Below are 13,593 nucleotides of genomic sequence, written 5' to 3' on the forward strand. Positions count from 1 at the left end.
CGTTCAATGCAAAACCTTTGGCGGACGCCAGCGCTTGCCCGTCGATTTTGGCCTGGCGCTTAGCGTGATGACATCGGCAGGCAGCGGAATCCTGGCCTTTCCCAGTTCCAGCCGGGCAAGGGCTGCGCGCGCCTTTTCGGCATATTCCAGATGCGTAGCGTCGTCAGAATGGTAATGCTGCAATCTGTCGAGGATTTCGGCGCCTTCCATCGTTCTTTCGGCCGCAATCAGCGCCACGGCGCACTTGTAGAGCGCCTCGCGGTGGAAGGGGGCGCGATTGGTCACCTGACGGAATGCTTCGGACGCCTCGTGATATTGCCGTTGCGCCAACCGCGCTTCGCCTATGCGCATCCACAGCAGAACCGGGTCCTGACCGCTGCCGAGGAGACCGAGGAAAGCGATTTCCGCTTCGCGGAATTCACCGCGGTCGAAGGTCAGATTGGCCAGCCCGAATTGTGCGCCAAGGTGATCGGGCGCGGCTGCCAGCACCTGGGAAAAGGCGATGTTGGCGGCCGCCTTCTTGCCCGTCTTGTAAAGTTTGAGACCCTCTTCGTAGACGAAGCGTATGCTGCGCGGGTGGAGCTTGCCACCGAGATTGTCGCCCGAGCGGGTGCGGAACAGCGTGCAACTGAGCTTGTGCTCCTCGGGGCCGAAGAAATATTTGTACGGCTCGTTGCCTCGCAGGAAATCATAAGTCTTGAAACCCTGTTCGATCGCCCTGCGGATGCAGTGTCCGTGCAGCACGAGGCCGGGTGAGGGGGTCTTCCAGTTCTCGTCACGACCGGTAATGTAGAACAATACCGACTTTTTCTGCCGGTCGATGATGTTGGCAAGCGCGCCGAGCGGCTGGTCGCCGAACCACAGGACCGGCACTTCCAGATCGCCGCGTATATAGACATCCATCAGCATTTGCCGTGTTGCGCCGATCAACAGTTCGGTGCGCTCCTTGCCCTTGTGGGGCGCCCAGCGGATGCGCCAGAAATCGAACAGGATGCCCATGTCCCGCTTGATTGTTTCTCTCGTTGCGAAGGTGATGCGGTATTCGTCACCGCCTTCCACCTTCCTCATGAAGCGGCGGAGCTTTTGCCGGGACTGGCTGCTCATATGGCTATCGAGATAGGAGTCGAACGTGTCCGGCAGGGCCACGACCGGGCAGATGCAATTGTTGATGTTATAGGGGTTGGTCGGCATGTTGTCGCGGAACATGACGAGCGGTCCCTGAAGCGCGCGGATCATCGCGTCGCGCCGCTCCGGTGGGCCGGAAAGATAGTCGAGCTTGAGTTCGGTCCAGTTCTGCTGCCGCATATAGGAACAGAAACCGGCAACCGCGTTATTTTCATATTCCGGCAGGGTAATGAAGCCGGTGTAATCCGCCGCGGCATTGCCAGCCATGACGATGCTGTCGTGGAAGCGGCCGGTTTTCTTGTCCGGTTCGGTGACGATGCGTAGCGGAAAAAATGCCACATAGGGCGAGCCTTCGGGACGTTCCCTGAGCGCCAGGATGAACCAGCGCTTGCGGCGCGGCATATAATCCCGCAGCCAGCCCCAGGACAGGAAGTGTCGGGAATGGGGATCGGCCATGAACACCGTTTCCCAGTTTTGCCGGATCGCCTCGAAGCCGGCGTCGGTGTCGATGATGTCGATACGCATTCGTCCCCCTCCCAATACGGATCACAGATTCGGGAGGTTGCATTTTATGAGCAAATGGCCGGCTTCAAATATTCCCTTCGGGTGAAAGGCCTATATCAAATGGGATTAGCCCGTGACGCGGCTCCCATTCGTGCACCGCGACAAAATAGCCCTTGTCAGCGGGTCGCAGCACTCTAACATGCGGGCTGAATGCGCGACCGGCTCAACGGTTCGCATGGCAAAGGAGTTCTTTCATGGCTGTTCCTTTTATGCTTTTGACTGGTGCGAGCCGCGGAATAGGGCATGCCACCGTCAAGCTGTTTCAGGAAAAAGGCTGGAGAATCCTGACCGTATCGCGACAACCCTTTTCGGAGGAATGCCGCTGGCCATCTGCGCGCGAAAGCCATATCCAGGCCGATCTGGAGGACCTGTCCCGCATCGACGATCTGGCCGACGAGGTGCGCTCGCGCCTGCCGGAAGGAAAGCTGGCCGCACTCGTCAACAATGCCGGAATCTCGCCGAAGGGCGAAGGCGGTAGCCGCCTTGGCGTTGCCGACACAACGGCGGAGATCTGGACGCGGGTGCTAAACGTCAATCTCGTCTCGACGGCGCTTCTTGCCCGTGCGCTTTTGCCGGAACTGGAGGCGGCAAAAGGCTGCATCGTCAACGTTACCTCCATTGTGGGCTCGCGGGTGCACCCTTTCGCGGGCGTCGCCTATGCCGCATCGAAGGCGGGACTTGCGGCGCTGACACGGGAGCTGGCGCATGAATTCGGGCCGCGCGGCGTGCGCGCCAATGCCATAGCGCCCGGCGAAATCAACACCGCCATCCTTTCACCCGGAACCGCTGAACTCGTGGAAGCGCAGGTCCCGCTCGGGCGGCTAGGCACAACGGCGGAGGTGGCGCAGACCATCTACTTCCTCTGCTCGGAGCAGTCGAGCTACATCAACGGCGCAGAAATTCTCATCAATGGCGGCCAGCACGTCTGACGCTTCAGTCCATCCAACCGAAACGGAGCCTTTATCCCATGACCATTCTGCCGAATTCCGTCGAGGCACGCGATATCGCCTACCAGATGCATCCGAACGTCAATCTGCGTAAATTCGAAAAGACCGGTGGTCTGGTCATCGAAAGTGGTGAAGGCATCTATGTGACCGACAGCAGCGGCAAGCGTTATATCGAGGCGATGGCAGGGCTTTGGTCTGTGGCGCTTGGCTTCGGTGAACAGCGACTGGTGGACGCTGCGACAAAGCAGATGCAGAAGCTGCCCTATTACCACACCTTCTCCTACAAGACGCACGGCCCGTCGGTCGATCTTGCCGAGTTGCTGATCGAGCTTGCGCCAGTGCCGATGTCGAAGGTTCATTTCACGTCTTCGGGATCGGAGGCGAACGATCTCGTTGCCAAGATGGTGTGGTATCGCTCCAATGCGCTGGGCAAAAAGGACAAGAAGAAGATCATTGGCCGCATCAAGGGTTATCATGGCGTGACGATTGCCTCTGCCTCGATCACCGGCCTGCCGCGCAACCATGAAAGCTTCGACCTGCCGCTGGACCGCATGCTGCATACGGCCTGCCCCTCCTATGTGCACTTCGGCAAGCAAGGTGAAAGCGAGGCGGATTTTACCGCGCGTATTCTGAAGGAACTCGAAGATCTGATCCTCAGCGAAGGCCCGGAAACCGTTGCCGCCTTCTGGGGCGAGCCGGTGATGGGTGCCGGCGGGGTTCTTCTGCCGCCTGAAGGTTATTGGGAAGGTGTGCAGGCGATCCTGAAGAAATACGACATTCTGCTTGTCGTGGACGAGGTCATCTGCGGGTTCGGCCGCACCGGCAAGATGTTCGCCTGCGAGACCTACGGCATCAAGCCGGATGTGCTTGTTGTTTCCAAGCAGATATCCTCATCCTACATGCCGCTGTCGGCGATCATCATGAATGACGGTTTCTACCAGCCGATCGCCGACGAATCCGACCGGATCGGCTCCTTCGGCCATGGTTATACCGCCTCCGGCCACCCGGTCGCGACGGCCGTCGGTCTCGAAAACCTGAAGATTATTCAGGAGCGCGATCTGGTCGGTAATGTCGCGAGGCTGGAAGGCAAGTTCCTCGATCATCTGAAAGCGCTTTCCGACCATCCGCTGGTGCATTCCTCGCGCGGCGTCGGTCTTCTTGGCGCGCTGGAGATAAAGCCGTGGGAAGGTACGAAGCCGGGCGATGCGACGCTCGTCATTGCCGCCGGCATTGAGGATGAGGGCGTGATCACTCGCCCGATCGGCGAATCGATCTGCTTCTGCCCACCGCTGATCATCACGGCCGAGCAGCTTGATGAGCTGTTCGCCGGCGTTAAGCGGGGACTGGACAAGGTTGCGGCCGCACGCGCCTGATGACTTTGCGAATGTCCCGGCCGGTTCGTCCGGCCGGGCGCCGCTGTTAGCTTGCCTTATCCCCGGTATGCCACAAGCACCGCGCCGCAGGCGATTAGCACCACACCCAGCCAGTTGGGCAGCGACAGCCGTTCCCCCAGAAACAGAACCGCGAAGACGGCGACGAACACGACACTGAGCTTGTCGATGGGGGCGACGCGGGCGGCATCGCCGATTTTCAGCGCCCGGAAGTAACATATCCAAGATGCGCCGGTCGCCAGCCCCGAAAGCACGAGAAAGGTCCAGGTACGCGCCGAAATGGTGGAGGGCTGTTGCCAGTTGCCGGTAACATAAACCATCAGGCCAGCGGCAGCGAGAATGACGATGGTGCGTATGAAGGTGGCGAAATCGGAATTGACGTTTTCGATGCCGATTTTCGCAAAAATCGCAGTCAATGCCGCAAAGGCCGCCGATAGCAGTGCCCAGAATTGCCAGGCCAGAAACAGGTTCTTCATAAGGGCCTACTCCGTTTTTCGCATTCGTTCTCGCTCGATCTGGCCTATAACATCCGCACGGCGATAAAAACCGTTTTCGACGGTTGGGAGGGCTTCAAACGATGAAAGGCCGGAGCATCGATCTGATGCGCCGGCCTTCATTCGAGAGCCTGCCCGGACGAACCGGGACAGGCTGGACCTTGGGAGGTCGTGTTATTCGGCGGGCTGAACCGCACCCGGAAGCGAATCCACATCGGCGATGCCAGTGAATTCTTCCTTGCCGCTGAGAACGCGGGCGAGCTGTTCCTGATCCAGTTCACCTTCCCAGCGGGCAACAACGATGGTCGCGACCGCATTGCCGACGAAGTTGGTGAGTGCGCGGCATTCCGACATGAAGCGGTCGATGCCGAGGATGAGCGCCATGCCGGCAACCGGAACCGACGGCACGACGGAGAGCGTTGCGGCCAACGTGATGAAGCCAGCGCCTGTGATGCCGGCAGCACCCTTGGAGGAGAGCATGGCCACGAGCAGCAGCAGGATCTGTTCGCCGAAGGAGAGGTGGATGCCGGTCGCCTGTGCGATGAACAGGGCAGCCAGCGTCATGTAGATGTTGGTGCCGTCGAGGTTGAAGGAATAACCGGTGGGGATGACGAGACCGACGACGGAGCGCTTGCAGCCCGCCTTTTCCATCTTGCTCATCAGGCCCGGCAGGGCGGCTTCCGAAGACGAGGTACCGAGAACCAGAAGCAGTTCTTCCTTGATGTAGCGGATAAGCGCGACGATCGAGAAGCCGTTATAGCGGCAGACAGCGCCGAGGACCACGAACACGAACAGTGCTGATGTGACGTAGAAGGTGCCGATCAGCATCGCGAGGTTGGTGACGGACGAGATGCCGTATTTGCCGATGGTGAATGCCATGGCGCCGAAGGCACCGATGGGGGCGGCCTTCATCAGGATCGCGACCAGCTTGAAGATCGGATACATCATGGCATGCATGAAATCGGTGACGGGCTTGCCCTTTTCGCCGACGATACCGAGCGCGATGCCGAACAGCACGGAGAAGAACAGCACCTGCAGGATATCACCGCTGGCGAATGCGCCGACGATGGTGGTCGGGATGATGTTCATCAGGAAGCCGGTGATGGTCTGCTCATGGGCCTTGTCGGCGTAGGTCGCGACGGCCTTGGCATCCAGCGTGGCCGGATCGATGTTCATGCCGGCACCCGGCTGCACAGTGTTGGCGACGATGAGGCCGACAATGAGCGCGAGGGTGGAGAACACGAGGAAGTAGATCATGGCCTTGCCGGCCACGCGTCCAACCTTCTTCATATCGTTCATGCCGGCGATGCCGGTTGCGACAGTGAGGAAGATGACGGGAGCGATGATCATCTTGACGAGACGGATAAAGCCGTCGCCGAGCGGCTTCAGCTGTTCGCCAAAGGCCGGATAGAAATGGCCAAGCGCGATACCGGCGATAATGGCGACCAGAACCTGGAAATACAGGTGCTTGTAGAATGGCTGCTTGGCGTGGCCTGCCGCCACGGTTGTTGTATCGATCATGTTTTTTCCTCCTCGGCCTCACCCTGCCTTAATTGGCCTCCCGGGATCGCCGTGTCGTTGACGGCTTCGCGCCGATTGAGGAGTCATGTGCAATACGCATGCCAGACTTGCTTATTTGGTGTAACTGGCTGATTTAAAAAGTACTTTTTATTGACGCCGTATCAGCTCGCCGATGTATGTGCGGATATCCGGACAAAACCTCTTGCGGTCTGTGTGTAAATCCGCACAATTGTCGCATGACCCAAGAAGATCAGGCCTCTCATTCCCAGGCACGACGGCGCGCTCAATGGCTGGCGTTGGCGGGCTTGTGGCTGCTCGTCAGCCTGGGAGTTCTGTTGGTTGCCGATGACTTTGCGCGAAACCAGGCAATACGCACCGCCGCGTCCGAGGCCTCCACCGATGCCGAACTCAAGATCGCGCTTCTGAATGTTGCGCTGGAGCGGCCGCGCGCCATTCCGCTGGTTCTGTCCGGCGATCCCGACCTTGCGATTGCGCTGGATGGCGGTGGCGCGCCTGCCATTGACCGGCTGAACCGCAAGCTGGAGGGGCTGATCGAAGGTACGCAGTCCTCTGTCATCTACGTGACCGGACCGACCGGCTTGACAATTGCCTCGAGTAACTGGCGACAGGCCGACAGCTTCGTCGGCTCCAATTATGCCTTCCGCGAGTATTTTCAGGCGGCGATGAATACCGGCATGTCCGAACATTATGCGCTTGGCAATGTCAGCCGCCGGCCGGGCCTTTATATCTCGCGCCGCATCGATGCCGCAGACGGTCGGCCGCTCGGCGTCGTCATCGCCAAGGTGGAGTTCAACCGTCTGGAGGCGGATTGGAACATCGGCGGCAAACCGGTCTATGTGGTTGACAGGAACGGCGTCGTGCTGATGACGAGCGTGCCGGATTGGCGCTTCAAGACCGTAGCGCCGATTGACGAGGCGCGACGCAAAGCCATTTCCGAAAGCCTGCAATTCGGTAACGAGGCGCTTACGACGCTGCCGTTCCGGATGGAGCGACTCTCGAGCGAGGGCGTTCCGCTCGTCCGTGTCGATGACCCGGCAAGTGAGCGCGGCGATTATCTGCGGTTGGAAACGCCGGTGCCGACGACCTCATGGACCCTGCATTATCTGCAACCGGTGGCACCGGCGCTGAACGCCGCCATTCGCGAGGGCAGGGTGGTGGCGCTGGCAACGCTGATGCCGCTGATGGCGCTTTCGGCTCTGTGGCTGTGGCGCAGGCACAAGGCGCTGAGGGAAAAGGAAGAGGAGCAGCGCGCCCGCACCGAGCTGGAAATGAAGGTGCAGGAGCGCACCCGTGATCTGACGAGGACCCGCGACCATCTTCAGGCGGAAATTGCCCTGCACGAAAAGACGACAGGTGAATTGCGCAACGTGCAGCACGAGCTGGTGCAGGCCAACCGTCTCTCCATTCTAGGGCAGGTGGCGGCGGGCGTTGCCCACGAAATCAACCAGCCGGTAGCGACGATCCGCGCCTTTGCCGACAATGCCCGCACCTTGCTGAAACGCGACCGCATGGCGGAGGCCAACGAAAATCTCGAAAACATCGCGGCATTGACCGATCGCATCGGCACGATTACCGGCGACCTGAAGATATTGGCGCGCAAGGGCCGCACCGCTGCCGAACCGGTCAGTCTCAAACTGGTCATCGAAGGCGCGGTGATGCTGTTGCGCAGTCGTTTTTCAGGACAAATGGATGCACTTGATATCGTGTTGCCGGATCAGGACCTGAAGGTGCTTGGCAGCCGCATCCGGCTCGAGCAAATTCTCATCAACCTTCTGCAAAACGCACTGGAAGCCACTGAAGCGATTGATGCGGCGCGTGTCGAGGTGCGGGTGCGCGAGGAAGAGGACATGGTCTTGCTTTCGGTCAGCGACAATGGGACCGGCATTCCCGAAGCGATCCGCGCCCAACTTTTTTCGCCCTTTAATACATCCAAGGAAAGCGGCCTAGGCCTTGGTCTCGTCATCTCCAACGATATCGCCTCCGACTATGGCGGGCGGATTGAGGTAACGAGCAGCGAGGCAGGCACGTCTTTTTCCGTATATCTGAAGCGAGCATGACATGATGGCAGGTGGAACCATATTTCTGGTGGATGACGACTCCCAGCTGCGCAAGGCGATGGTGCAGACGTTGGAACTCGACGGATTGCCCGTCACCTCCTTTTCCCGCGCCGAACAGGCACTTGCGGCGCTCAACGAGGATTTCGACGGCGTCGTCATCACCGATGTGCGCATGCCCGGCATGACCGGGCTTGAGTTCTTCGACCATGTCCGCAGGATCGATGCCGACCTGCCGGTTATCCTCATCACCGGCCACGGTGATGTGCCGATGGCGGTCGATGCCCTTCACAACGGCGCCTATGATTTCATCGCCAAACCATTCCCCGCCGAACGCATGGTTGAAAGCGCCCGCCGCGCGCTGGAAAAGCGCCGCCTCGTGCTGGAAAACCGCGCGCTTCGCCGGGCGAGTGCTCAAGCCGAGGACGATTTGCCGCTGATTGGCCAGACGCCCGCCATGGAACGTCTGCGCACCACGCTCCGGCACATTGCTGATACGGATGTAGACGTGCTGGTGGCAGGTGAGACGGGCAGCGGCAAGGAAGTGGTGGCAACGGCGCTGCATCGCTGGAGCAAGAAGCGATCCAGGGGCAATTTTGTGGCGCTGAATTGTGGTGCGCTGCCGGAAACGGTGATCGAAAGCGAGCTTTTCGGCCATGAGCCGGGTGCTTTCACCGGTGCGCAGAAAAAACGCGTTGGTCGCATCGAACATTCAAGCGGCGGCACCCTGTTTCTCGACGAGATCGAAAGCATGCCGCTTGCCGTACAGGTGAAGATGTTGCGCGTTCTGGAAATGCGCGAGGTCTCGCCACTCGGTTCAAATGAGGAGCGACCGGTCGATATTCGCGTGGTGGCGGCGGCGAAGGTGGATCTCGGCGACCCGGGTGAGCGTGGCACGTTTCGCGAGGACCTATATTACCGGCTGAATGTGGTGACGCTGTCGATACCGCCGCTGCGCGAACGCAAGGCGGATATTCCGCTGCTGTTTTCGCACTTCGTCACCAAGGCCGCCAACCGGTTCAACATGCCGGTGCCGCAGATCAGCGCCGGCGTTTCCCGCCGCCTTAACGACTACGACTGGCCGGGCAATGTGCGCGAACTCGGGCATTTCGCTGAAAGGGTAGTATTGGGGCTGGAGATGGATGCGGCCACCACGACTGTTTCGCAATCGAGCATTCCGGCTTCCGGCACCCTGCCGGAGCGAATGGATGAAATAGAAGCGCAGATCATTCGCGAAACGCTTGTGCAATCTAATGGCGACGTGGCCGAAACCATTGCGACACTCGGCATTGCCCGCAAGACCTTTTACGACAAGCTGCAACGTCACGGCATCAACCGGGCGGATTATGTGAAAAACGGCGCTGCTTGAGGTGCCGCAGGATCTGGGGTGACACTTAATGAAAAGCCGCGGACGTTTCCGTCCGCGGCCTGATTATTAACAGCGATAACTGCGCAGACGTTGTCCCCGATCAGCCCGCTACGCAGAAATGACGCTGGCCGTCATTGCCGACATAGGTGCCGGAGCGGCCGTTGAAGCTGCGATAACGTTGCGAGCAATAGTCGTACCAGGCATTCGTCCATGGCTCGATGGTGCGGTAGGTACGGCGTTGCTGGTAGTAGCCGGAATTATTGTCATAGACCGGTTGGGCACGGTAAACCGGTGCCGGACGATAGACCGGAGCGGGTCGATAAACGGGCTGCGGCTGCGGCTGATAATAGCGGTAGTCCGGCTCTTCGTACACATAGCTCGGTTCATAGCGACGCGGCGGGTCGATATAGACGCGCTCGTCGTCTACCGGTGCCGGGCGGGAAAGGGCTGAGCCAACGGCGACACCGGCGGCAAGGCCAAGCACGCCACCCAGAATAGCGGCATCGCGACGGTCGCGGCGGCCCCAGTCATCGGCGGATGCGCTGTTGAAGGGCACGATGGTGGCGGCGGCGACGGCGATAGCCAGAACGGTTTTAGCTGCAAAGGACGACATGATCTTCTTCCATCCGGATGGCAGGGCGCTGCCAGTTGCAAATTCGATGGTTAAAGAAATATAGCGCGCCTGCTGAACGGGCGCTGAATGAATTGTGGCGGCTGGCGACAGCTCGCAATTCCTGTTTGCGCAAGCCGCGCTTCGCGCTAGAACTCAAGTTCAAACAGGACAATTCCATGAGCCTTGCCCATATAACCGTCAATTCCGATTCATCCCACGAAGACCGTGCCCAGGCTATTCGAGATACGCTGCGCGACGCCATTGTCGACCGACGGCTTGCCCCGGGAACGAAGCTGTCGGAATCGGAAGTGGGAACGCTGTTCGATGTCAGCCGCACGGTGGTGCGGGCGGCTCTTCAGATGCTGGCTTACGAAGGACTGGTCAAGGCCGAGCGCAACCGCGGCGCTTTTGTCTCCAATCCCACACCGGACGAAGCGCGGCAGGTCTTTGCGTCGCGCCGGCTGATCGAGCCCGGCGTTCTGGACGCCGCAATCGAAAAGATCACGCCTGCGGCGGTGAAGCAGCTGAGAGAGCATCTGGTTCAGGAAAGCCGCCACCAGCATGAGCGCGGCCCGCACGCCAGGCGCGCGGAAATCAAGGCATCAGGCGATTTCCACCTGATGCTGGCCTCGCTTGCCGGCAATGCCATCCTCGAAAAATTCATGGACGAACTGGTCGCCCGCTCGTCTCTGGTTATCGCGCTCTACGGGCGCTCGGGCGTTTCAAGCTGCGGCCACAACGATCATGCCGACCTGCTCGATGCACTGGAGGCGAAGGATGCGGCAAAGGCCCGTGCCTTGATGCTGCAGCACCTCGATCACATCGAGGCCGATCTCGACCTTCGCATGAAGGAAGGATTGGCGCTGAAGGATGCACTGGCACTTTGAGCGGCCACCATCCCCGCCTTTCAGACGGGGATAAGCGCCGCCCTGTCGCACTTCAGGCTGCGTAACGGCTGAGTGCCAGATCGTGCGTGTCTATCTCGGGCTTGTTCCCGCTGATGAGATCGGCAAGCACGCGGGCCGAGCCGCAGGACATGGTCCAGCCAAGCGTACCGTGGCCGGTGTTGAGATAAAGATTGCTGTAGCGGGTGGCGCCGATGACAGGCGTACCATCCGGCGTCATCGGGCGCAGGCCGCACCAGAATTTCGCCTGGCTCTGGTCACCTGCGCCGCCGAACAGGTCTTCCACCGAATGGGCCAGAGTTTCCTGTCTTGCTGCGGGCAGATCCTTGCTGAAACCGGCGATTTCCGCCATGCCACCGGCGCGGATGCGCGAGCCGAGCCGGGTGATCGCCACCTTGAACGTTTCGTCCATCACGGTCGAAACGGGCGCGCGTTCCTCCTTCACGATCGGAACCGTGATGGAGTAGCCCTTGACCGGGTAAACCGGCAGGGTAAGGCCGACCTGGCGGACGAATTGCGGGGAATAGCTGCCCAGTGCGGCGACGAAAATATCGGCTTCCACCAGCCCCTTGGTGGTCTCCACGGCCTTGATACGGCCTGCCTCGACGATGGGGCGCATGATGCCGGTATCGTAGATGAAGGTGACTCCCGCCTCTTCAGCCATGCGCGCAAGTTCGGTGGTGAACATGAAGCAGTCGCCGGTTTCATCACCGGGCAGGCGCAGGCCGCCGACGATCTTTTCCCTGGAAGGAGAAAGGCCGGGCTCGATGGCGGCGCAGCCGTCGCGGTCGAGAATTTCGAAAGGCACGCCACCTGCCGTCAGCACGTCCACATCCTTGCCGATGGCATCGAACTGCTTCTGGGTGCGGAAAACCTCCAGAGTGCCCTGCATGCGCTGGTCGTATTCTATCCCGGTTTCGTCGCGCAGCGCCATCAGGCAATCGCGGCTATATTCGGCAATGCGCACCATGCGGCTCTTGTTGATGGCATAACGCGCCGATGTGCAATTGCGCAGCATCTGGCTCATCCAGCGCCACGCCGCCGGATCGGCGGTCGGGCGGATGATGAGCGGGGCATGTTTCATGAACAGCCATTTCATGGCCTTCATCGGAATGCCGGGCGCGGCCCATGGCGAGGAATAGCCGGGGGAAACCTCGCCGGCGTTGGCAAAGCTGGTTTCAAGTGCTGCGGCCGGCTGGCGGTCGATCACCGTCACCTTGTGTCCGGCTTTGGCCAGATACCAGGCGGAGGTCACGCCGACGACGCCGGCTCCGAGGATAGTGACGTTCATGATCGTCTCACTTATGGCTGACAGATGTTGAAGCGACGGCCGGGGTTTCGCCCGGCTGAATATAATTGCGGCGGTAACGGCGTCCGAGGCCGGTCAGGATTTCATAGGCGATCGTGCCCGCGTCCTCGGCAATGTCTTCCAGCGTCTGGTCAGGCCCGATCATCTGCACGAAGCTGCCTTGCGTCAATGTTCCCAAGGGCAGGGCGGATATGTCGAGAATGATGCTGTCCATTGAAACGCGACCAGCAATGGGCAGGCGAACGCCATTGTACCATGCCGCACCGCGATTGCTGAGCGATCGCGGCAGGCCATCGGCATAACCAGCAGCGATCGTCGCAAGCCGCGTCGGCCTGGCCGCTTCGAATGAGCCGCCATAACCGACCAGCGATCCGGCGGGAACGTCGCGGGTCTGAATAACGGCGACATCAAGCCGGACAACCGGTTTCATCGGGTTGGGACGGGTAACGGAGGGCGCGCCGCCATAAAGCGCGATGCCGGGGCGTAGCAGGGAGTTGTGATAGTCGTTGCCCAGAAAGATGCCGCCGGAATTGGAAAAACAGACGGATACATCAGGAAAAGCGACAGCGGCTTTTCGCATCACAGAGAGTTGGGCGGCATTGGAGAGGTGATCCGGCTCGTCGGCGCAGGCGAGGTGGCTCATCACGAAGGCGATGTCGATACCATCAAGCAGTTGCGGCCGGGAGGCGAGGACTTCAAGCTCCTCGGGAGAGAGGCCGAGACGGCACATGCCGGTGTCGATCTGCACTGCGGCGGGTAATGTCTTGCCAAGATTTTTGGCGTGGGCCGCCCATTGGGCGATCTGCTCGAGCGAATTCAGAACCGGTGTGACGGCCATGGCTGCGCAGGAGGTTTCGTTACCGGGCTGAAGCCCGTTGAGGACGAAAATCCGCGCTTCCGCTGAAAGACGCAGCCGGAGCGCCAGCGCTTCATCGATATGGGCGACGAAGAAATTCCGGCAGCCCGCGTCAAACAGCCCCTGCGAGACGATATCCGCGCCGAGGCCGTATGCGTCAGCCTTGACGACCGCTGCCGTCTGCGATGTGGGTGCCATTGCCGCAAGCGCGAGATAATTATCGCGCAATGCGCCAAGATCGATGGTCAGATGGCCGCTTGCACCACCCGCTGCATGCTGGCGGCTGATCTGCATGTCCATGGTCGTTCACCCTCATTTTTATCATATGAGAGTATTGCAACGATTGTCGAATTTCTTGGCTATTGTTCGAATAAGATGCGATAAAAATGTAAACTACGCAACTTTCATTGTCATATTGGAATTT

At 60.0% G+C, this 13,593-nt stretch carries 11 protein-coding genes; 5 read left to right on the forward strand and 6 right to left on the reverse strand.

Annotated elements, in window-relative coordinates; all coding sequences use genetic code 11:
• Positions 1-3 precede the first annotated feature (3 nt).
• Positions 4-1,650, reverse strand: coding sequence for a GNAT family N-acetyltransferase (locus ACQZ5Y_RS08785; protein WP_174050470.1), 1,647 nt, complete (start codon positions 1,648-1,650; stop codon positions 4-6).
• A gap of 233 nt (positions 1,651-1,883) precedes the next feature.
• Between ACQZ5Y_RS08785 and ACQZ5Y_RS08790 the strand changes: the two genes are divergently transcribed.
• Positions 1,884-2,618 (forward strand): SDR family NAD(P)-dependent oxidoreductase, encoded by a 735-nt coding sequence (locus ACQZ5Y_RS08790; protein ID WP_003510849.1) that lies wholly within the window; start codon positions 1,884-1,886, stop codon positions 2,616-2,618.
• Between the two features lie 38 nt (positions 2,619-2,656).
• On the forward strand, positions 2,657-4,009 hold the full coding sequence (locus tag ACQZ5Y_RS08795) for an aspartate aminotransferase family protein (protein ID WP_113090243.1): 1,353 nt from the start codon (positions 2,657-2,659) through the stop codon (positions 4,007-4,009).
• Between the two features lie 56 nt (positions 4,010-4,065).
• On the opposite strand, the gene ACQZ5Y_RS08800 is transcribed toward ACQZ5Y_RS08795, so the two are convergent.
• Both ACQZ5Y_RS08800 and ACQZ5Y_RS08805 read right to left on the reverse strand, forming a co-directional pair.
• Positions 4,066-4,503, reverse strand: a complete 438-nt coding sequence (locus tag ACQZ5Y_RS08800) for an EamA family transporter (protein WP_019564660.1) — start codon at positions 4,501-4,503, stop codon at positions 4,066-4,068.
• Positions 4,504-4,695: 192 nt separating this feature from the next.
• On the reverse strand, positions 4,696-6,042 hold the full coding sequence (locus ACQZ5Y_RS08805; RefSeq protein WP_013761559.1) for a dicarboxylate/amino acid:cation symporter: 1,347 nt from the start codon (positions 6,040-6,042) through the stop codon (positions 4,696-4,698).
• 236 nt (positions 6,043-6,278) lie between these two features.
• On the opposite strand from ACQZ5Y_RS08805, the gene ACQZ5Y_RS08810 reads away from it, so the two are divergent.
• Positions 6,279-8,120: a sensor histidine kinase gene (locus tag ACQZ5Y_RS08810; protein WP_174050468.1), complete on the forward strand. Its 1,842-nt coding sequence runs from the start codon at positions 6,279-6,281 to the stop codon at positions 8,118-8,120.
• Position 8,121: 1 nt separating this feature from the next.
• The gene (locus ACQZ5Y_RS08815) at positions 8,122-9,486 is read left to right on the forward strand and encodes a sigma-54-dependent transcriptional regulator (protein WP_065661620.1); all 1,365 of its coding nucleotides are present in this window, start codon (positions 8,122-8,124) and stop codon (positions 9,484-9,486) included.
• A 100-nt stretch (positions 9,487-9,586) separates the two neighbouring features.
• On the opposite strand, the gene ACQZ5Y_RS08820 is transcribed toward ACQZ5Y_RS08815, so the two are convergent.
• A complete protein-coding gene (locus tag ACQZ5Y_RS08820; RefSeq protein ID WP_003510838.1) occupies positions 9,587-10,099 on the reverse strand; it encodes a BA14K family protein in 513 nt (170 codons plus the stop codon).
• Between the two features lie 176 nt (positions 10,100-10,275).
• Between ACQZ5Y_RS08820 and ACQZ5Y_RS08825 the strand changes: the two genes are divergently transcribed.
• On the forward strand, positions 10,276-10,986 hold the full coding sequence (locus ACQZ5Y_RS08825) for a GntR family transcriptional regulator (RefSeq protein ID WP_025595694.1): 711 nt from the start codon (positions 10,276-10,278) through the stop codon (positions 10,984-10,986).
• Between the two features lie 52 nt (positions 10,987-11,038).
• Here ACQZ5Y_RS08825 and ACQZ5Y_RS08830 read toward each other — a convergent pair whose 3' ends face one another.
• Together ACQZ5Y_RS08830 and alr are read right to left on the reverse strand one after the other, a co-directional pair.
• Positions 11,039-12,295 (reverse strand): D-amino acid dehydrogenase, encoded by a 1,257-nt coding sequence (locus ACQZ5Y_RS08830; RefSeq protein WP_174050466.1) that lies wholly within the window; start codon positions 12,293-12,295, stop codon positions 11,039-11,041.
• 7 nt (positions 12,296-12,302) lie between these two features.
• On the reverse strand, positions 12,303-13,469 hold the full coding sequence (alr, locus tag ACQZ5Y_RS08835; RefSeq protein ID WP_065687749.1) for an alanine racemase: 1,167 nt from the start codon (positions 13,467-13,469) through the stop codon (positions 12,303-12,305).
• Positions 13,470-13,593 lie beyond the last annotated feature (124 nt).

The sequence above is a fragment of the Agrobacterium sp. A3-95 genome (assembly GCF_053521785.1).